The organism is Enterobacter asburiae, from assembly GCF_024599655.1.
Taxonomy (GTDB): domain Bacteria; phylum Pseudomonadota; class Gammaproteobacteria; order Enterobacterales; family Enterobacteriaceae; genus Enterobacter; species Enterobacter asburiae_D.
In genome coordinates, this window is the sequence record NZ_CP102247.1 from 1,876,094 (window position 1) to 1,894,040 (window position 17,947).

Consider the following 17,947-nt stretch of genomic DNA (forward strand, 5'->3'; position numbering starts at 1 on the left):
TGCAAAAAGACCGTTCCTCGTCTAAATTGAAACAGTTTCACCCTGATACAGGAGGCAGGTATGGTCTTTTTGGTCAGTGATGAAGTTAAGCCTAAGAAGGGCGGCCCACGTATGATTGTCACCGGGTATTCCAGCGGAATGGTGGAATGTCGGTGGCACGATGGCTATAGCATCAAGCGGGAAGCATTTCGTGAAGATGAGCTTCAGCCGGGGGACGGGCAGCACAAGCGGGACAAGGCTTAATCACATAACGCCCGGCTTTGCCGGGCGTTTTTATCTCAAGTACCGGGTGTAAGGCAGTCATCATGGAGTGTGTGTGCAGCGCGATACCTTTGTTGTAAGACGATCATTTTTGCAATGGCTGCATAAGCGTAGCAATCCGGGGTTGATTGTTAATCTCTGTTTTCTGGTCGTTCTGGTGTTTTCCACTCTCCTGACCTGGCGTGAGGTGGTGGTCCTCGAAGAGGCTTATATCTCCAGCCAGCGTAACCATCTGGATACGGTGGCCAGTTCGCTGGACAGGCAGCTGCAGAACAGCGTGGACAGGATGCTGTTGTTCCGTCAGGGCATGCGTGATGCGATCCAGACGCCGCTGGCCTTTGATGTATTACAGAATGCGGTGTCACGCTTTAACACCCTCCGCATGCTCCCCACCTGGCAGCTTGCCGTTGATAAAAAACGCACCCTCCCCATTAACGGCGTTTCGGATGCGTTCGTCGACAAAACCACGCTACTGAATCGTGACGCTGAGCGTCTCAGCCACGAAATTTCCGCCGCGCTCGAAGTGGGGTATCTGCTCAGGCTGGCGTCGTCGAGAGCGCAAACGGAAGCGCGCGTGATCTACGTGTCCCGCGCCGGATTTTTCATTTCCACGGATACGCCGGACCAGGCGGGGGATATTACCTCCCGCTATTACCATCTGGTCACGCAGTCCTGGTTTACCCAGCAGTCAGAACGGAACAATCGCGCGCGCGCGGTGCGCTGGTTTATCTCTACCCCTTCATCCTGGACCAATGATGAACGTACGATCACCGCCAGCGTCCCAATCTATTTCGATCATTACTGGTATGGCGTCGTGGCGATGGATTTTACGTTGAGCACGATGCAGCGTCTGCTGGCCGATGCGACGGAAGATCGAACGGAAGGGGAGTATCAACTGTACGATACCCGGCTCAATATGATTGCCACCTCAGTCCACGCGGAGAACGCGGTTAACCATTTTGACGAACGCGAAACGGCGCAGATTGCGCAGGCGATTGAGCACGCGACCGGCGGCGGGATCCGCCTCGGAAGCCGGTTTGTTAGCTGGGAGCGGCTCGATCACTTCGATGGCGTTGTCCTGCGGATCCACACCCTGCACGAAGGGGTACAGGACGATTTCGGCAGCATCAGCATCGTGCTGGCGCTGCTGTGGGCGCTCTTTACCGCCATGCTATTGATCTCGTGGCTGGTGATCCGTCGGATGGTGAGCAACATGTACACGCTTCAGCACTCGCTCCAGTGGCAGGCCTGGCATGACCCGCTTACCCGGCTGAATAACCGCGGCGCGCTGTTCGACCGCGCAAAATTGCTGGCGGAAACCTGTCGCCAGCAGTCGCTGCCGTTCTCGGTGATTCAGATCGATCTCGACCATTTTAAAAACATCAACGACCGTTTCGGCCATCAGGCCGGTGATAAAGTCCTCTCCCACACGGCAGGGCTGATTGCCAGCGCGCTACGCAAGAATGACGTGGCAGGGCGCGTAGGCGGGGAAGAGTTTTGCGTTGTCCTGCCGGGGATTGGTCTGGAGGAGGCGAGAAGCGTCGCGGATCGCATTCGCTGCCGGATCGACAGCAAGGAGATCCTGGTGAAGAAGAGCACGACTCTGCGCATCAGCGCGTCGCTGGGGGTCAGCAGCGCGGATGAAGCGGGTAACTACGAGTTTGAACAGCTGCAGTCCGTGGCGGACGCCCGGCTGTACCAGGCCAAACAGTGCGGCCGTAACCGGGTCGTCTGGCGGGATTAGGACAGGAAGTGATCCAGCCCCTCCTGCCAGCCCGCGGGGCCGGGCTGCCGGGTGTGATAAACCCGGGCGGGGGTATCATCCCGTAGCGTGATGCCCTGGCGGTTAATGCCCTTAATCACTACCGCGAAGTCAACGCTGTCGAGCAGCGGCGCATCGTTAGGGCCGTCGCCGAGCCCCAGCGTGGTGGGTTCGATCTCTTCCTGCTCGCGGTACTGCGCAATCAGCCAGTTAACCGCAACGTCCTTGCCGCAGCGGGCGTCCAGAATGTGCCAGAAGCGCGCCCCCTGCAGACACTTCAGGCCACTGCGCGCCAGCAGCTCTTCAAACTGGACCATTTTCTCGTCGGTATCGCGCCAGATGAGCGTGACGGACGCTTCATGCTTGCGGGCAAGCGCCGAACGGTAGCGCGTTAGTCCGGTCCACTCGCTGATGACATGCTCATCCACGTCGTCAAAGGTGGTGAATTTAAAGCCCGTCTGCAGGCGAATTTGCTCGATCCGCGGGCGAATATCCCGGTGCGTCATTCCCCTGATCTGGCGCTGAACCTTCTCCCAACGCACGTCGGGCTGAATTACCGCGCCGTTCTCGGCAATAAAAGGCAAGCCTTCCAGCCCCAGATCCTGCTGGATATCCAGCATCTCTGCTGCGGTCTTGCTGCTGCAGAGAATGACCGGGATCTGGTTATCCAGCAGCCTGTCCAGCCAGGGCATGGCGGGTTGCCACTCATAGGTATGAATATCCAGCAGCGAGCCGTCCAGGTCCGAAAAAATCAGCAATGTGTCCCGCAGTGAAGGCATAGTGACTCCTGGTAACGGCTTCGTCTCTTTCTAAGAAAAATCCTAAAAAATAGCCGAATTGTTAACAGGAGAAATGAGAGTATTCCCTGGCAAACCCGCATTCGGCGTGTGTTAATGCTCATAACAAAAAGCATTATGTTAAAAATATTATATTCATCATAAGAATATATGCTTGTCAGACAAATTCGTTGGGGATAGTGTGGCATGTACATCAGATTTCCTGGTGTAACGAATTTTCAAGTGCTTCTTGCATAAGCAAGTTTTGATCCCGGTCATCCCCATGACCGGGATTTTTTTCGCCCTACCGATTGGCTTCAGACACGCTAAAGTCGTGAATATCAAGCTCGAAGGCCTCGGCCAGCTCACGATAGGTGTGATAATCCCTTCCGTTGACAATGACGCGGTCCGAATTGTCGTCCGTCCGACGGACTTCCGACTCACTGATCTCATTGATGGCGGCCAGCAGGGCATCGACATCCACCTCAACCTCGCGCTTGATGGTGTCGCTGTACTCTTTATCGGTCTTCATTACGGGGTTCCTCATTCAACCGTGTCCAACGGTAAGTATAGACTGTGCATAAAAACGCCATTCACACCGGGCGGCGATGTGCGTTTTTGCGTTTTGTTCTACACTGGCTCAAAACCAGAGGAGGAATGTATGAAGGTCAACGATCGGGTAACGGTTAAAACGGACGGTGGGCCGCGCCGCCCGGGTGTGGTGCTGGCAATTGAAGAGTTTAGCGAAGGCACAATGTATCTGGTATCACTCGAAGACTACCCGCTCGGCATCTGGTTTTTTAACGAACTGGGGCATCCGGACGGCATTTTTGTAGAGAAAGCAGATTAGCACGGCGTCGGGTAGCACAGCGTGTGCCCGACAACCTCACAGAAGCAAAAATCTCTGGCCAGGCCAGAGATCAAAGGTAGGGTGCACAGGGTCTTAAGGGACTAACGCATGTTGACGAAAATCCCGTTCGTCACATTATCGGTCAGGCGTACCACGTGGTAGATCACTTGCTTATTATGCGTTTTAATTTTCCTTTTAATATTTCCTTTGTGTGACGAAACGGTTTTCGCTTTAATATTCATCTGGTCCGAGATCTGAATAGTTCCTTGTCCCGCCATCCACATTCGCAGCATACTTGATTCAGTCCTGCTTAATGATAGGGTGGGTAAGTTAACCGCTCCTACATTCTTAACTTCTTTATTCAAATAATCACCCAGAATGTCATCCAGCGACTCGGGTTTAATCGATTTAGAACTAATCAATAAATTTTTACGGACCAACAAATACTCATCGAAATGGATATTCGCGATCGCCATAAAAACAATAAACAGGGTTTTTGGATGCTGATTAATGATTTGCTTAATGTGCTGACTGTTGGCTGGATCGTGAATGAAACAGTCCTCATTAATAAACACCACGCCTGGTTTTAGTTCGTCACAAGCGGCTGCGAGTTCGTCAACGGTGTGTGCATCGTTGATGTCTCTCTTTCTTACCCCTCTGCTTGCCAGGTACCCGGTTAACCCTAGCCGGGTGTAGCTGCATAAATCCATAATGATCGTTGACATGGCATACCCTCACTCAATGCGTAACGATAATTCACCATCTGCCTGAGAGCTCAAAACAGCCATACGGGATGGAAAAAAATAATAAACCTGTGAGCATGACAAAGACTTTCAGGCGGACTCACTATCCCGTAAAGTTACGTATAATTTGCCAGGAATCTTCTTAAAGTAAAGTAAATATTAAGTATTGTGAGATGGTTAGAAACAATTAAACCGCGTCAGATATATCCTGGAAGATGTTTTTCACGTTTTATTTTAGGAATATCCTCAGAAAGACAGCAGCAACAGTGCGGGCTATTATTTACGTGGCAACTCGCTGACAATATCCGCTAACAGGTTGAATATCTCGCCGAATAAATGTTCACAGAAGGGAGCGATAAGTGGCATTAGCAATGACATTAATAAAATACCCACCGTCAGCGTCAGCGGAAAACCGATGACAAACACCGAAAGCTGCGGTGCCATTCGGTTGAGTAAACCTAATGCCAGGTTGACGGTCAGCAGCAGGGTGATGATCGGCAGCGCCAGCATCAGCCCGTTCAGGAATATCAGCCCCGCAGCGCGAGTGAGCGCCAGAAAGGCGTTGCTGTTTACCGGATTTTCACCAATCGGCAGCGTATGGAACGTATCCACCAGCATGGAGATAAGCCACAGATGGCCGTTGAGCGACAGGAACAACAGCATGGCGAGCAGATCGATAATGCGCGCCAGCACGGGCATGTTGAGATGACTACCGGGATCCACAAACGTGGCGAACGATAGCCCCATCTGCAGGCCGATCAGTTCCCCTGCGGTACGCACCGCGGCAAAGGCGAGCTGCATGGTAAAGCCGACGGCGACGCCAATCATCACCTGCTGCAGAGCCACCCACACCGCGTTCGCCGAGAAAATCGGAATATCCACGGGGGGGAGAGAGGGCGCAACGATAATGGAGATGATAATGCCCAGCCCCACCTTGACGCGCTTGGGTATCGATTTCTCACTGAGAATGGGGGCGGTGGAGATCAGCGCCATGATGCGCAGCATCGGCCAGAAATAGACGCCGAGCCACTGAACCCACTGGTCGCTGGTGAAGTGCAGCATCGTCAGGTCAGCCGATGATGTACGGCAGATTGGTAAACAGGTTGCGCATATAGTCCAGCAACAGGTTCAGCATCCAGGGCCCGGCGACGATAATCGCCACGAACACGGCGATGATTTTCGGGATGAACGACAGCGTCATTTCGTTAATCTGCGTGGCGGCCTGCAGGATACTGATAATCAGACCGGTAACCAGCGCGACAAGCAGCAGCGGCGCGGCAACGGCAATCGCGATTTTCATCGCTTCCGTGCCCATCATCATGACCGATTCGGGTGTCATTACCGTTCCTTAACTGTAGAAACTCTGCGCCAAAGAACTGACCAGCAGCTGCCAGCCGTCGACCAGAACAAAGAGCATGATCTTAAAGGGCAGGGCAATGGTCGCGGGCGGCACCATCATCATCCCGAGCGCCATCAGGACGCTGGCGATCACCAGGTCGATAATCAGGAACGGAATAAAGATGGTAAAGCCAATCTGGAACGCGGTTTTCAGCTCGCTGGTGACATAGGCTGGCAGAAGAATACGCATTGGCACTGATTCCGGTCCCTGCAGCTCGCCGGTGTTGGACAGGCGGGCAAAGAGGGCCAGGTCGGCTTCGCGCGTCTGGCGCAGCATAAATTCTCGCAGCGGCTGAGCGCCTTTATCCAGCGCCTCCTGCATGGAGATTTTGTCTTCGCTGAACGGCTGGTAGGCGTCGGTATAAATCTTATCGATAACCGGCGACATAATGAAAAAGGTCAAAAACAGCGCCAGGCCAAGCAGAACCTGGTTTGGCGGCGCGGAAGGGGTTCCCAGCGCGTTTCGCAGCAGACCAAAGACGATGATGATGCGGGTGAAGCTGGTCATCATCAGCAGGATGGCCGGAATAAACGTCAGCGAGGTGATGAAAACCAGCGTCTGGACCGGAAGCGACCAGCTTTGTCCGCCGCCCGCGAGAGGGGTTGAGACCAGACCGGGCAGTTGGGCATAAACCGCGGGAGCAAACAGGCCAACGCCCGCAAGCGTCAGGGATAACAAACGGCGCATCAGGATCTCCCGGAACGCTTAAGCAAACTCTTCATGACGGACTGAAAATCCGCGGGGGCGTCTGCGCGCTCGTCCACCACTACAGGGGCGGGCGGCAGCTTATGTAATACGCTGATGTTTGAGGCCGTGACGCCCAGGACCAGGCGCGCGTCGTCCACTTCGACGATGACCACGCGTTCCCGTGGCCCCAGCGTGGTGCTGGCGCTGACCTTCAGGCCGCGGGCACCAGCGGTCTTACCCGCCAGACCAAAGCGCTTCGCCAGCCAGGCGGCGATAAGGATAAAGGCAATAATACAGAACAATGCCCCGCTCACCTGGAGCAGAGGCGAGCCGGGAACGGCAGAAGGCTGTGATATTGTTGCCTGGGTTTTCATGCTTAACGGCTCAGACGACGCATACGTTCAGACGGGGTAATGATGTCGGTGATACGTACGCCGTATTTATCGGCAACCACCACCACTTCACCCTGGGCAATCAGATAGCCGTTGATCAGAATATCCAGCGGCTCGCCGGCCAGACCGTCAAGGGCCACCACGGAACCCTGCGTCAGGCGCAGCAGCTCTTTAATGGTCATCCGGGTGCGTCCCAGCTCAACGGTCAGCTTAACCGGGATATCCATAATCAGGTCGATGTCCTGCAGCGTGCCGCTGACATCACCGCCGCCGAGCTGCTGGAATACGGCATCCGCAGCACTTTTGGCCGGGGGTGCTTTTTGCTCGTTTAACGCGTCAGCCCACAGATCGTCCAGTGCTCCGCTGTTTTCATCGGACGGATTGTTCATGTCACTCATTTGGGCTGTTCCTCATTCAGCGAATTCAAAATCGGGTTGATCAAGTGCTCAACGCGTAACGCATACTGACCGTTAATCGTGCCGTACTGGCTTGTCAGCACGGGGACACCATCCACATGGGCAATAATGCGGTCGGGTTTTTCTATCGGCAAAACATCGCCGGGTTGTAATTTCAGGATCTGAGATAATCGCAGCGGGATATCGGCGAAGCTCGCCACCAGCTCAAGCTGCGAGTGCTGGACCTGGCGAACCAGGTTTTCACGCCAGTTCTGGTCTTCGTTGCGGGAGTTCTCCAGCGGCGGGTTAACCAGCAGCTCGCGCAGCGGTTCGATCATGCTGAACGGCAGGCAGATGTTGAACTCGCCGGTCAGGTTACCGATCTCCACGTGGAACGGGGTGTTAACGACGATATCGTTCGGGGAGGTGGTGATATTGGTAAATTTCACCTGCATCTCAGAACGGACGTACTCCACTTCCAGCGGGTTAATCGCTTTCCACGCGTCGCTGTAAGACTCCAGCGCCAGCTTCAGCATGCGGTTAATGACGCGCTGTTCGGTGTGGGTGAATTCACGACCTTCTACTTTGGTCGGGAAACGCCCGTCGCCGCCGAACAGGTTATCCACCGCGATGAACACCAGGCTTGGCGAAAACACCACCAGACCGGTGCCGCGCAGCGGCTTCAGATGAATCAGGTTAAGGTTGGTTGGCACCGGCAGGTTGCGGGCAAACTCATGATACGGCTGAATGCGGATCGCACCGACCGTGATATCCGGGCTACGACGCAGCAGGTTAAACAGCCCCATACGGAACTGACGTGCAAAACGTTCGTTAATGATCTCCAGCGCCTGCAGACGTTCACGTACCACGCGACGCTGGGTATTCGGGTCATAGGGACGAATATCGCTATCGCCGCCAATACCCGGTTTAGGATCATCATTGTTATCGCTGTCGCCGTTGAGCAGCGCATCGATTTCTGCCTGAGAAAGAATACTGTCGCCCATGTCGTTACCGCAGAATGAATGCTGTATACAGAACGTCAGTGACTTCCTGCTTAGGTTGGCCGTTTACCAGCGGGGTCGCCAGCGTTTGTTTAATAGCGTCGACCAGCTTTTGCTTACCCACATCGGTGGCCAGCGCCGAAGCGTCCTGACGAGAGAACAGCAGCAGAAGTCTGCTGCGCACTTCTGGAAGGTAATCGTTCAGACGTGAACGGGTGGCTTCATCTTTCAGGCGCAGCGTAATGCCAACATAAAGCACGCGATCCGCATCACCCAGGTTGACGGTGAAGGTATCCAGCGGGAAGAAGACTGGAGCCGGCGGAGGTGGCGCTTCAGCTTTGGCTGCAGCGGTGGTAGGTTCCTGCTGCATACGCCAGTAACTATAGCCCGCGGTAGCGCAGGCGGCGAGCGTGATCAACACCAGCAGCGGGATCCAGATGGAACGCTTACTTTTTTTGGTGATAGCGGAGTCAGTCATCTGATACGAGCTTCCTGTTTCGGTACAGCTTAATAAGGTGATTATCCCGTGTCCTGCTGTCGTCAAAGCGTGGAAAAGACGGGGATAATCACGCTACCTCTGGCGTTTAGGCGAAGATGTCTACGGCACTGTTACCGCGCGCTGCGGATTGCAGGGCGGCAGGGACAGGCAGTAGCTCATCGCTCTCTTCATTAAAACCGCCGGTGTTGCCGGAACGCGAAGCCTGGTGCTGCTGCTGGGAGGAAGACTGCTGCTGCCCGGCGAAGCTCTCGCTGCTGACGCTGCTCTGCGAAAGCTGAATGCCGTTCTCCGCCAGCGAGGTCCGCAGTACCGGCAGCGCGGCTTCCAGTGCCGCACGGACATGGCTGTGCGCAGAGACCATCTGCAGCTGCGCCTGGTTATCATCCAGCTTGAGCGAAATTTGCACCTGACCCAGATCTTCCGGGTGCAGACGCAGCTCTGCCGTCTGCTGGCCCTGCTTAGTGAACAGGGTGATGTGCTGGCTCAGGGATTGCTGCCATTCGTGGGTTCCCAGAGGCTGGCTTAACACCGGCGCGGTGGCGACGGTGGCGGCCGTCTGGCTGGTCGCATGGCTGGACATAATCGGTGCCAGGGTGGCTGTTGGGGAGGCTGAAGAGGAAGAGCTGGCGAGCTCCTGCTTCTCTGCCGCCGCGGCCACGGCCGGGGTTGCCGGCGCGTTGCCCGACAGGGCCAGATCGTTGTTTTTCACCTGGCTCTGATAAGGCACAGAACTCTGCGCTTTATCATGGCTTCCCGGAAGCGCGTTCAGGGACGGTTGACCCGCGCCATTGTGCGAAAGCGCCGCGGAATTCAGCGTTGAGGTGGCCGTAACGCCGTCACTGCCTGCCGCGCGAGAGGCGGTAGTTTGCTGGTGCGGAAGCATCGCCATCAGCGCGCTTAATCCGGCCAGCTCTTCTTCGCTCAGCTCGCTTTTACCGTCATCCTTGCTGTTTGCCGCATTGAGGGTCTTCAGCGCGTCGCCCTTAGACAGCGGCACCAGCCCGGAAACCAGCGTATCAAGCGGCGTGACGGGCGAGGTTTCATCGCCATTCAGCGCGGTTTGGCGCGAAAGCAGGTCGGCAATTTTGGCCTGCAGGGTGGTATCCTCTTTGGCATCCTGAGCCACCTTTGACAGTTTACTGCCTGCGGCTTTCAGGTCAGCCAGGGTCAGCGGCGCATCTTTGCCCTTGCCCGTTGCGTCCGACAGGGCGCCCGCCAGCAGAGAGAGAAAGTCCTGTGCACCGTCGGTGCCTTTCCCCGTTTGCGTGCCGCCTGACAGGTCGCTGTCGCTCATCAGCAGTTGTTGCAGTGTGATCATTCCGGTTTCCTCATTGATGCGCGCTGGGCAAACTCATCCATTTTCTTCTGATCCAGACGGTTTTCCGCCAGGGTCGTTGCCGCGATCTGTCGGTCCTGCAAAGTCTGCCAGGCCTGCAGCCGCTGCTTTTTCTCGCGCCAGAAATTCAGCGCGGTATCGACTTTCTGGGTCCACTGGTTAAGCTGCTGGCGATGCTGATCTATCGCCTTCTCCAGCGTCTGGATAAACTGCTGATAGTTAATCCAGCGCTGGCTTCCAATGCCCTGTGTCATATCGGTATTGAGGTTGGTGCGATATTCATGCTGATAGTCGATCAACATCTTCAACTGTTCTTCAGCCTGCTGGCACCCGCGTCGCATTGCGCCAAGCTGCAATGCGGCATCATCAACTTCTTTTTCAGCCAGATCTTTCAGCGTTGATAACGCGCTGTTTTGCGCCATGACCTTCGCCCTCCACCTGTGTTACACCTGCGGGAAAATCAGCTCCAGTGCCTGAATTGAATCTTCCCAGTCGGCGCGTTCAAAAATGCCTTGTTGCAAAAATGCCTCCAGCTGCGGCCACAGGCTAATCGCTTTGTCGAGCATCGGGTCGCTGCCTTTGGCATACGCCCCCACGCTGACCAGATCGCGGTTGCGCTGGAAGCTGGAGAGGAGTTGTTTGAAGTTACGCACGCGTGCGTAGTGCTTCTCGGTTATCAGCGCCGTCATTGCGCGGCTGATAGAGGCTTCAATATCAATGGCCGGGTAGTGTCCGGCTTCGGCCAGACGACGCGACAGCACAATATGACCGTCAAGGATCGCGCGCGCGGAGTCGGCAATCGGGTCCTGCTGGTCATCGCCTTCCGTCAGTACCGTATAGAACGCGGTGATGGAGCCGCCGCCGGTGATGCCGTTCCCCGCGCGCTCAACGAGGGCAGGGAGCTTGGCGAAGACCGAAGGCGGGTAGCCTTTGGTCGCCGGTGGCTCACCGATGGCCAGCGCGATTTCACGCTGCGCCATCGCGTAACGGGTCAGGGAATCCATGATCAGCAGCACGTGCTTGCCGCGGTCCCGGAAATCTTCGGCAATACGGGTGGCATAGGCGGCACCCTGCATACGCAGCAGCGGCGACACATCCGCCGGCGCGGCGATAACCACCGAGCGGGCGCGGCCTTCCGCACCCAGAATGTTTTCAATAAAGTCTTTTACTTCACGACCACGTTCGCCGATCAGCCCCACGACGATCACATCGGCCTGGGTATAGCGTGCCATCATGCCGAGCAGGACGGATTTGCCCACGCCTGACCCGGCGAACAGGCCCATACGCTGCCCACGTCCCACGGTCAGCAGGGCGTTAATCGGGCGCACGCCGGTGTCCAGCACATGTTCGATAGGGGTACGCTGCAGGGGGTTAAACGGCTGGGTGATCAGCGCGCCGGTTTCGGTGGTGTCCGGGGAGGGCAGCCCGTCGAGCGGCTTGCCGCTGCCGTCCAGCACGCGGCCCAGCAGGGCAGGGCCAAGCGGCAGCTGTTTCCCGCTTTGCAGCCCGTCGCCAGAAATGTTTTTGGCATACACGCGCGCGCCGGGCAGAATGCCTTCCACCTCTTCAAGCGGCATCAGGAACAGACGCTGGCCGTTAAATCCGACCACTTCGCTTTCAACTTCACGCGTTTCCAGACCATCCTGACGCTCAATGACGCAGGTCGCGCCCAGCGGAAGCTGCAGGCCGGTGGCCTCCAGAACCAGACCGGTGGCGCGCGTCAGTCGCCCATAACGACGAACAGACGGCAGTTGCGCCATCTTTGTCTCAAAGTTGTCGAGCGTGGTGAGCCAGCGGGTGAGGCGCGCAGTCATCAGACGACTCCCGGTGCCGCCAGGCGGCACAGTTCCTGCCAGCGGGTGGCGACGCTGGCATCCAGGTCACCTTCATCGGCAGAGACTTTGCAGCCGCCGTGATGTAGCGACGGGTCGCCGCGCAGACGCCAGCCGTGCAGGTTTAGCGTCGCCCCCAGGCTTTCTTCAACGCGCTGCAGATCGTCCGGATGGACGCGCAGCTGAGGCTTCCCGCTGAACAGCGGCTCCTGCTGAAGCAGACCCTGAATTTGTTTTATCAACGCAGTGTTATCCACCACGGGCGTCTGGCCGATAACCTGACGCGCGGCTTCCAGCGCCATCTGCATCAGTCGCGAGGCAATCACGCTGTCCAGCGCGTCCAGCGTGTGCTGGAACTCGCTGACCAGCTGCTGCATGCGGGCATGGATCGGCGCCTGCTGCTGGCGCGCCTGATCGATGCCGTGCTCTAATCCTTTCGCCAGACCTTCCTGATAGCCAAGGTCGTGGCCTTTCTGCCGGCCTTCGTTCAGACCGGCATTATAGCCCTGCTCGTGCGCCTGCATTTGCAGCTGAGCCAGCATCTGAGCCTGCTGCTCCTCTTCGCTCAGCTCGGGCTGCTCGACGTCCGGGTCAAGCTCCTCGGTTGCGATGACGGCTGGCGTGAACTCAGAGAGGGGAGGGGCCAGATCGTCAGGCGTCCAGCGCTTCCACGGCAGCTCATTAGACATAGGTGTCGTCTCCGCTGCCAATCACCATCTCGCCGGTTTCCGCCAGACGACGAACAATAAGCAGAATGGCTTTCTGTTCGTTTTCCACCTGAGACAGACGCACCGGGCCGCGGTTGGCAAGGTCGTCGCGCAGGATATCGGCCGCACGCTGAGACATGTTGCGCAGGAATTTCTCGCGCAGCGGCTGCTCGGCGCCTTTGAGGGCGATAAGCAGTGACTCGGAGTCCACTTCTTGGAGCAGGCGCTGGATGCTGCGGTCGTCCACTTCCACGAGGTTTTCGAACAGGAACATCTCGTCGATGATTTTCTGGGCCAGCTCGCCGTCGAATTCGCGAACCGCCGTAATGACGGCCTCTTCCTGCTGCGTTTTCATCAGGTTGATGATTTCCGCCGCCGTTCTCACGCCGCCCATCTTGCTGCGCTTGAGGTTCTGGCCGTCGAGCAGGTTGTTCAGCACTTCGGTCAGCTCCGCCAGCGCGGCTGGCTGGACGCCGCCGAAGGTCGCGATACGCAGCATCACATCGTGGCGCAGGCGTTCTTCGAACAGCGCCAGAATATCGGCCGCCTGGCCACGTTTGAGGTGGACAAGGATGGTGGCGATAATCTGCGGGTGCTCGTCGCGAATAAGGTCGGCGGCACTCTGCGGTTCCATAAAGTTGAGCGTTTCGATACCGCTGGCGGTATCGCGCGTTTCCAGAATATCTTCCAGCAGGCTGGCGGCACGCTCTTCGCCCAGCGCCTTGACCAGCACGGAACGCAGGTAGTCGTTGGCGTTGACGTTCAGCGCGGCAAACTGTTCGGCTTCCTGTTCAAATTCTGACAGCACTTCGGTCAGCTGTTTATTGGAGATTTGACGCACGTTGGCCATCGCCGCACTGAGAATCTGCACTTCACGCTGGGAGAGGTGTTTAAACACCTCTGCCGCGCGATCTTCGCCAATGGTCATCAACAGGATGACGCTTTTATCGGTGCCCGTAAGCGTATTACTCATGTTCGTTACCCATCCACTGGCGGATGACCAGCGCCACGACGCGCGGATCGTTATCTGACATTTCGCGAATGCGCTGGCTCATGACCTCAGCGCCCATGCGCTGGTTAGCACGACGCTGCTGCATCTGTTCATCTTTACTGAGGCGAACTTCAACCGCTTCTTCCGTTTCCTGACGCGTAGACATCTGTTCGCGAGCCGCTTTTTCGGCTTCAGCGCGACGCTGAAGCTGCGGACGAACGCCCTTACGCCACAGCAGCCACGCGACAATCAGCACCAGCAGCCAGCGTCCTGCGGACATCAGCTGATCGATAAACGCCTGCTGTTGCCAGAACGGCAGTTCACCGCCGGTCTCTTCAACCGAGTTGAACGGTGAGTTCACCACGTTGAGGGTATCGCCGCGCTTCTCGGAGTAACCCATCGCTTCACGAGTCAGGTTTTCAATCTGCTTCATCTGCTCGGCGGTCAGCGGCAACGGTTTGCCATCCGCCAGCGTTTTGTAGTTCACCACCACCGCAACGGAAAGACGCTGAATATCGCCCACGTTCAGTTTAGTGTGGCGAATCGTCCGATCCACTTCGTAGTTCGTGGTTTCGTTACGGCTGCTGGTACGCGGACCGGCGTTATTGGTTGTTGAGGTGGTCTGCTGATTTTGCTGACCGTTCTGCTGATTGGCCGGAGGCGTGGAAATCGGCGCCGCGTTAGCCGGGGCAGGCTGGTTAGACAGTGCGCCCGGCACGCCGCCCGGGTATGCACCGCCGACCTGCTCGTTCGAATTGATCTGGCGTGAACGCATCACCGCCTGAGCCGCATCGCCGTTCGGGCTGTATTGTTCTTCAGTTTGTTCTTTATTCGCGAAGTCGATCTGCGCGGTAACCTGCGCGTGCACGTTGCTGTTACCCACGACCGGGCCGAGGATGGCTTCAATACGGCGCTGGAGACGGCTTTCGACATCGGAGGCATACTTCAGTTGCGCATCATTCAGATCGCGACCGGCGGTATTGGATTGCGTCAGCAGGTGACCGCTTTGGTCAACCAGCGTCACGTTACCCGGCGGCAGACCAGCGACCGCGCTGGAGACGAGGTGCGTCACCGCGCTGATTTGCCCTTCGTCCAGCGCGCGGCCAGCCTGGAGGTTCACGGTAACGGAAGCCGAAGGTGATTTCTGTTCACGGACAAACAAAGAAGGTTTAGGCATCGCCAGGTGCACGCGGGCACTCTTCACCGGGCCTAATGTTTCAATGGTGCGGGCCAGCTCACCTTCCAGCGCACGCTGGTAGTTCACCTGCTCGCTGAACTGGCTGATACCGAATTTTTCCTGATCTAGCAGCTCAAAGCCAACGGCACCGCCCTTCGGCAGCCCCTGCTGAGCCAGACGCAGACGCAGTTCGTGCACCTTATCTGCCGGTACCTCAAGCGCACCGCCGTTATCGGCAAAGCGATAAGGGATGTTCATCTGGGTAAGCTGGGTGACGATGGCACCGCCATCCTGATCGGAAAGGTTGCTGTAGAGCGTCCGGTAATCAGGGCTTTTCGCCCACAGGACCATCGCTACAAGGATCGCAATTGCGGCAGCGCCTGCCACGATCAACGGGATTTTAGGATTCGCGCGAAGGCGGTTCATCCACTCGAGTGATTTATTCTGCGGCGCTGTCGATGCTGTTGCACTCATTGCGCACCTCTTAAATCCTGGTGGTTTACGTTATTCGTGTAGAGAAACAAAACTGACTCCCGGGTCGGCAAACACGACAAAAGTTCCATATTGATGGCACTGCCATTATTTGATGATTCGTGATTTTCTATGCGTCAAATAACCTGGTTTTTTCACGCTATTTACCGCCATTATCTTATTGACAAGCTGTTAGTCTTGACCGCGTAAAAAACCATCCAGGGGAAAGTCATGGCTATACAGGGCATTGAAGGGGTAATCAGTCAGTTGCAGGCAACGGCGATGACGGCCCGTAATCAGAATGTGGCAGATCAGCAGCCGAGCATCAGCTTCGCAGGGCAACTGCATGCCGCTCTTGACCGTATCAGTGATACCCAGACCGCCGCGCGCACTCAGGCAGAAAAGTTCACCCTCGGTGAGCCGGGCGTGGCGCTGAATGATGTGATGACCGATTTGCAAAAAGCCTCGGTTTCCCTGCAGATGGGAATCCAGGTGCGTAACAAGCTGGTGTCGGCGTATCAGGAAGTGATGGGGATGCAGGTTTAAGACCTGTCGATCTTCGCTGGCAGCCGCAGCGCTTTAATGCCACAATATTTTTTTCTTCGAATGCAGGAAAGATGATGAAAAAAATAGCAATTGCTGGCGCGCTGCTGGCACTGACCGGGTGCGTTCAGGTCGATAACTATAACGACGTGATCAAGCATCCTGTCCCGGCAAATCTGGCGGGATACTGGCAGTCAAAAGGGCCGCAGAGCAACATGGTCAGCCCGAAGGCGATTGCCACGCTGGTGGTGACGGAGGAGGGCGACACGCTGGACTGCCGTCAGTGGCTGCGCGTGATTGCCGTGCCGGGGAAAATCATGCTGCGTTCAGACAGCTATTACAACGTGACGCGTAAGCTTGATATCTATCCGCTGGAGCGCGATGGCTCGACGCTTGAGTACGACGGGCTGGAGCTGCAGAAGGTCGACCGCCCAACGGTTGAGTGTGCGGATTACCTGAGTAAGCATCCGCTGGAGAGTAAACTACCGTAGCCGTTTTTTTGCCGGGTGGCGGCTTCGCCTGACCCGGCCTACAAAAGTACCGTCCCGTAGGCCGGGTAAGCGTCAGCGCCACCCGGCATTGTTTCTACAGCGCATCCTCTATTACCCAAATGCTGACGCTCCCCCCATTACAGGTAAACGTCCCTTCGCCATCCGCCGCCGTAGTGATGGTTTCTTCGCGATTGCCGAGAAAATCCCGCCACGTTTTGTTGCCGTAGTTTTCCCCAAGACAAATCACCTTTTCACCGTCGTCGCCGTTAGAAAGTACCACCACGCAGCCGGGATCGTCTTCCGTGCCGCTGCGGCTGAAGGCAATGCAGTTAGGATGGTCGAAAAACAGCGTCTGCACGCCGTGGGCAAAACGCTGGCGCGCGAGGATCAGCTCGTGAAGCTGCTCAATGACTGGCATATCAATATGGTAGGTTTCACCGTCGCCTCCCGTGTCGTCATAGCTGGCGCCGAAAAGATCCGGGTAAAAGACGCTCGGCACGCCATTTTCCCGCAGCAGGATCAGCGCGTAGGCCAGCGGCTTAAACCAGGCTTCGACCGGCGCTTCGAGCGCCTGTAAAGGCTGGGTGTCATGGTTCGCGACGAGGGTGACCGCATGAAACGGATCGGCTTCCACCAGGGTACCGGTGAAGATTTGGCTCATGTCGTAATCCCGGCCCTGACGTGACGCCTCGTGGAATTTCATCTGCAGGGGGGCATCAAACAGCATGGTTTTGCCTTCGACCTGGTCGATATAGGCCTGAAGTTTATCCACCTCATGGGACCAGTATTCCGCCACGATAAACAGCGGCTGGTCGGCGACTTCCTGGACGTGCTCAATCCACTCTTTGTAAAACCAGGCGGGAATATGCTTAACGGCGTCCAGACGAAAACCGTCGCAGCGCGTCTGTTCCATAACCCAGCGGGCCCAGTATTTGATCTCCTCGGTCACGGCGTGATTGCGAAAGTCGATATTTTCGCCCATCAGGTAATCGAAGTTACCCATTTCATCATCAACCTGATCGTTCCAGCCTTCGCCGGTGTAGTCGTTGACGATTTTAAAGATGCCGTCTTCATCGGGGTTTTCAATATGGTCGACGCCGCTGAAGCATTTGTAATCCCAGATGAACTGCGAATACTGCCCGGCCCGGACGGGGAAGGTGTAGCGAGTCCAGGCTTCGCACTCAATGACCTCGTCATCGATTTGCGTGCGGTCCTGTTCGTTTACGCGCTGAACGCGCACAGGCTCCTTCTCATCGGCACCCATTTTGTGGTTGACCACCACGTCCAGCAGCACGGCAATGTCATTGCTTTTGAGGGCGTCGATGGCCTCCAGCAGTTGCGCTTTGTCGCCGTATTTCGTGGCAATACTGCCTTTCTGGTCAAACTCGCCGAGATCGAACAGGTCGTATGAGTCATAGCCGACAGAATACCCGCCGGACGCACCTTTATAGGCGGGCGGCAGCCAGATCATGTTGATGCCGATTTCATTAAGATTGGGAGCTAACGCCGTGACCTCTCGCCACAATTCACCGCCAGCAGGGTAATACCAGTGAAAACATTGTAACAGGGTGGGGTTTTTCATCATCCTTGCTCCAGAAGCCGGTTGGCAGACTTCTGGAGTATGGATGAAGAAA

General features: G+C 56.5%; 21 protein-coding genes and 1 pseudogene. 5 read left to right on the top strand and 17 right to left on the bottom strand.

Features of this window, described 5'->3' with window-relative positions; translation table 11 throughout:
• Positions 1–60: 60 nt before the first annotated feature.
• On the top strand, positions 61–243 hold the full coding sequence (locus NQ230_RS08800) for a YodC family protein (protein WP_008500307.1): 183 nt from the start codon (positions 61–63) through the stop codon (positions 241–243).
• A 73-nt stretch (positions 244–316) separates the two neighbouring features.
• Complete coding sequence (gene dgcQ, locus NQ230_RS08805) at positions 317–2,005, top strand: cellulose biosynthesis regulator diguanylate cyclase DgcQ (RefSeq protein WP_121424292.1); 1,689 nt, start codon at positions 317–319, stop codon at positions 2,003–2,005.
• Here the strand turns inward: dgcQ and NQ230_RS08810 are convergent.
• Complete coding sequence (locus NQ230_RS08810; protein ID WP_257260812.1) at positions 2,002–2,802, bottom strand: mannosyl-3-phosphoglycerate phosphatase-related protein; 801 nt, start codon at positions 2,800–2,802, stop codon at positions 2,002–2,004. The genes dgcQ and NQ230_RS08810 overlap by 4 nt on opposite strands.
• A gap of 301 nt (positions 2,803–3,103) precedes the next feature.
• On the bottom strand, positions 3,104–3,331 hold the full coding sequence (gene yodD / locus NQ230_RS08815) for a YodD family peroxide/acid resistance protein (RefSeq protein WP_013097742.1): 228 nt from the start codon (positions 3,329–3,331) through the stop codon (positions 3,104–3,106).
• Positions 3,332–3,460: 129 nt separating this feature from the next.
• Between yodD and dsrB the strand changes: the two genes are divergently transcribed.
• On the top strand, positions 3,461–3,649 hold the full coding sequence (gene dsrB / locus NQ230_RS08820) for a protein DsrB (protein WP_008500312.1): 189 nt from the start codon (positions 3,461–3,463) through the stop codon (positions 3,647–3,649).
• Between the two features lie 101 nt (positions 3,650–3,750).
• On the opposite strand, the gene rcsA is transcribed toward dsrB, so the two are convergent.
• The 14 genes and pseudogenes from rcsA to fliF all read right to left on the bottom strand — a co-directional run bounded on the left by rcsA (position 3,751) and on the right by fliF (position 15,282).
• On the bottom strand, positions 3,751–4,374 hold the full coding sequence (rcsA, locus tag NQ230_RS08825; RefSeq protein ID WP_008500313.1) for a transcriptional regulator RcsA: 624 nt from the start codon (positions 4,372–4,374) through the stop codon (positions 3,751–3,753).
• A 287-nt stretch (positions 4,375–4,661) separates the two neighbouring features.
• Positions 4,662–5,454 (bottom strand): annotated as a pseudogene (fliR, locus tag NQ230_RS08830) (flagellar biosynthetic protein FliR); the annotation flags it as partial.
• 7 nt (positions 5,455–5,461) lie between these two features.
• Positions 5,462–5,731, bottom strand: a complete 270-nt coding sequence (fliQ, locus tag NQ230_RS08835) for a flagellar biosynthesis protein FliQ (protein WP_008500315.1) — start codon at positions 5,729–5,731, stop codon at positions 5,462–5,464.
• A gap of 9 nt (positions 5,732–5,740) precedes the next feature.
• Positions 5,741–6,478 (bottom strand): flagellar type III secretion system pore protein FliP, encoded by a 738-nt coding sequence (gene fliP, locus NQ230_RS08840; RefSeq protein ID WP_024909733.1) that lies wholly within the window; start codon positions 6,476–6,478, stop codon positions 5,741–5,743.
• A complete protein-coding gene (gene fliO / locus NQ230_RS08845; RefSeq protein WP_257260813.1) occupies positions 6,478–6,852 on the bottom strand; it encodes a flagellar biosynthetic protein FliO in 375 nt (124 codons plus the stop codon). Before fliO ends, fliP begins: the two co-directional genes overlap by 1 nt.
• Before the next feature lie 2 nt (positions 6,853–6,854).
• Complete coding sequence (gene fliN, locus NQ230_RS08850) at positions 6,855–7,268, bottom strand: flagellar motor switch protein FliN (protein ID WP_023312308.1); 414 nt, start codon at positions 7,266–7,268, stop codon at positions 6,855–6,857.
• Positions 7,265–8,269 carry a flagellar motor switch protein FliM gene (fliM, locus tag NQ230_RS08855; protein WP_023336184.1) on the bottom strand — a complete coding sequence of 335 codons (1,005 nt, stop codon included), beginning with the start codon at positions 8,267–8,269 and terminating at the stop codon, positions 7,265–7,267. Before fliM ends, fliN begins: the two co-directional genes overlap by 4 nt.
• Positions 8,270–8,273: 4 nt before the next feature.
• Positions 8,274–8,744: a flagellar basal body-associated protein FliL gene (fliL, locus tag NQ230_RS08860; RefSeq protein WP_023312306.1), complete on the bottom strand. Its 471-nt coding sequence runs from the start codon at positions 8,742–8,744 to the stop codon at positions 8,274–8,276.
• A gap of 106 nt (positions 8,745–8,850) precedes the next feature.
• Positions 8,851–10,083 (bottom strand): flagellar hook length control protein FliK, encoded by a 1,233-nt coding sequence (gene fliK / locus NQ230_RS08865; RefSeq protein ID WP_257260815.1) that lies wholly within the window; start codon positions 10,081–10,083, stop codon positions 8,851–8,853.
• On the bottom strand, positions 10,080–10,523 hold the full coding sequence (gene fliJ / locus NQ230_RS08870; protein ID WP_023312304.1) for a flagellar export protein FliJ: 444 nt from the start codon (positions 10,521–10,523) through the stop codon (positions 10,080–10,082). Before fliJ ends, fliK begins: the two co-directional genes overlap by 4 nt.
• 21 nt (positions 10,524–10,544) lie before the next feature.
• Positions 10,545–11,915: a flagellar protein export ATPase FliI gene (fliI, locus tag NQ230_RS08875; RefSeq protein WP_121424279.1), complete on the bottom strand. Its 1,371-nt coding sequence runs from the start codon at positions 11,913–11,915 to the stop codon at positions 10,545–10,547.
• Positions 11,915–12,622, bottom strand: coding sequence for a flagellar assembly protein FliH (fliH, locus tag NQ230_RS08880; RefSeq protein ID WP_148242014.1), 708 nt, complete (start codon positions 12,620–12,622; stop codon positions 11,915–11,917). Before fliH ends, fliI begins: the two co-directional genes overlap by 1 nt.
• The gene (gene fliG / locus NQ230_RS08885) at positions 12,615–13,613 is read right to left on the bottom strand and encodes a flagellar motor switch protein FliG (protein ID WP_008500327.1); all 999 of its coding nucleotides are present in this window, start codon (positions 13,611–13,613) and stop codon (positions 12,615–12,617) included. Before fliG ends, fliH begins: the two co-directional genes overlap by 8 nt.
• Positions 13,606–15,282 (bottom strand): flagellar basal-body MS-ring/collar protein FliF, encoded by a 1,677-nt coding sequence (gene fliF, locus NQ230_RS08890; RefSeq protein WP_121424276.1) that lies wholly within the window; start codon positions 15,280–15,282, stop codon positions 13,606–13,608. The genes fliG and fliF overlap by 8 nt, the downstream gene beginning before the upstream one ends.
• Before the next feature lie 228 nt (positions 15,283–15,510).
• Here fliF and fliE point away from each other — a divergent pair, with 228 nt between their 5' ends.
• Complete coding sequence (fliE, locus tag NQ230_RS08895) at positions 15,511–15,825, top strand: flagellar hook-basal body complex protein FliE (RefSeq protein WP_008500329.1); 315 nt, start codon at positions 15,511–15,513, stop codon at positions 15,823–15,825.
• Between the two features lie 74 nt (positions 15,826–15,899).
• The gene (gene yedD / locus NQ230_RS08900; RefSeq protein WP_257260822.1) at positions 15,900–16,313 is read left to right on the top strand and encodes a lipoprotein YedD; all 414 of its coding nucleotides are present in this window, start codon (positions 15,900–15,902) and stop codon (positions 16,311–16,313) included.
• Positions 16,314–16,407: 94 nt separating this feature from the next.
• On the opposite strand, the gene amyA is transcribed toward yedD, so the two are convergent.
• Positions 16,408–17,895 (bottom strand): alpha-amylase, encoded by a 1,488-nt coding sequence (gene amyA / locus NQ230_RS08905; RefSeq protein ID WP_213820466.1) that lies wholly within the window; start codon positions 17,893–17,895, stop codon positions 16,408–16,410.
• Positions 17,896–17,947: the final 52 nt, after the last annotated feature.

Excerpts from the sequence above, each read along its gene's own strand:
- fliI (WP_121424279.1), bottom strand. The coding sequence starts at position 11,915 with ATGACTGCGCGCCTCACCCGCTGGCTCACCACGCTCGACAACTTTGAG.
- NQ230_RS08800 (WP_008500307.1), top strand. The coding sequence starts at position 61 with ATGGTCTTTTTGGTCAGTGATGAAGTTAAGCCTAAGAAGGGCGGCCCA.
- yedD (WP_257260822.1), top strand. The coding sequence starts at position 15,900 with ATGAAAAAAATAGCAATTGCTGGCGCGCTGCTGGCACTGACCGGGTGC.
- yodD (WP_013097742.1), bottom strand. The coding sequence starts at position 3,331 with ATGAAGACCGATAAAGAGTACAGCGACACCATCAAGCGCGAGGTTGAG.
- fliG (WP_008500327.1), bottom strand. The coding sequence starts at position 13,613 with ATGAGTAATACGCTTACGGGCACCGATAAAAGCGTCATCCTGTTGATG.
- fliJ (WP_023312304.1), bottom strand. The coding sequence starts at position 10,523 with ATGGCGCAAAACAGCGCGTTATCAACGCTGAAAGATCTGGCTGAAAAA.
- fliF (WP_121424276.1), bottom strand. The coding sequence starts at position 15,282 with ATGAGTGCAACAGCATCGACAGCGCCGCAGAATAAATCACTCGAGTGG.
- dsrB (WP_008500312.1), top strand. The coding sequence starts at position 3,461 with ATGAAGGTCAACGATCGGGTAACGGTTAAAACGGACGGTGGGCCGCGC.
- fliK (WP_257260815.1), bottom strand. The coding sequence starts at position 10,083 with ATGATCACACTGCAACAACTGCTGATGAGCGACAGCGACCTGTCAGGC.
- fliL (WP_023312306.1), bottom strand. The coding sequence starts at position 8,744 with ATGACTGACTCCGCTATCACCAAAAAAAGTAAGCGTTCCATCTGGATC.
- fliN (WP_023312308.1), bottom strand. The coding sequence starts at position 7,268 with ATGAGTGACATGAACAATCCGTCCGATGAAAACAGCGGAGCACTGGAC.
- fliP (WP_024909733.1), bottom strand. The coding sequence starts at position 6,478 with ATGCGCCGTTTGTTATCCCTGACGCTTGCGGGCGTTGGCCTGTTTGCT.
- fliQ (WP_008500315.1), bottom strand. The coding sequence starts at position 5,731 with ATGACACCCGAATCGGTCATGATGATGGGCACGGAAGCGATGAAAATC.
- amyA (WP_213820466.1), bottom strand. The coding sequence starts at position 17,895 with ATGAAAAACCCCACCCTGTTACAATGTTTTCACTGGTATTACCCTGCT.
- rcsA (WP_008500313.1), bottom strand. The coding sequence starts at position 4,374 with ATGTCAACGATCATTATGGATTTATGCAGCTACACCCGGCTAGGGTTA.
- fliE (WP_008500329.1), top strand. The coding sequence starts at position 15,511 with ATGGCTATACAGGGCATTGAAGGGGTAATCAGTCAGTTGCAGGCAACG.
- NQ230_RS08810 (WP_257260812.1), bottom strand. The coding sequence starts at position 2,802 with ATGCCTTCACTGCGGGACACATTGCTGATTTTTTCGGACCTGGACGGC.
- fliM (WP_023336184.1), bottom strand. The coding sequence starts at position 8,269 with ATGGGCGACAGTATTCTTTCTCAGGCAGAAATCGATGCGCTGCTCAAC.
- fliH (WP_148242014.1), bottom strand. The coding sequence starts at position 12,622 with ATGTCTAATGAGCTGCCGTGGAAGCGCTGGACGCCTGACGATCTGGCC.
- fliO (WP_257260813.1), bottom strand. The coding sequence starts at position 6,852 with ATGAAAACCCAGGCAACAATATCACAGCCTTCTGCCGTTCCCGGCTCG.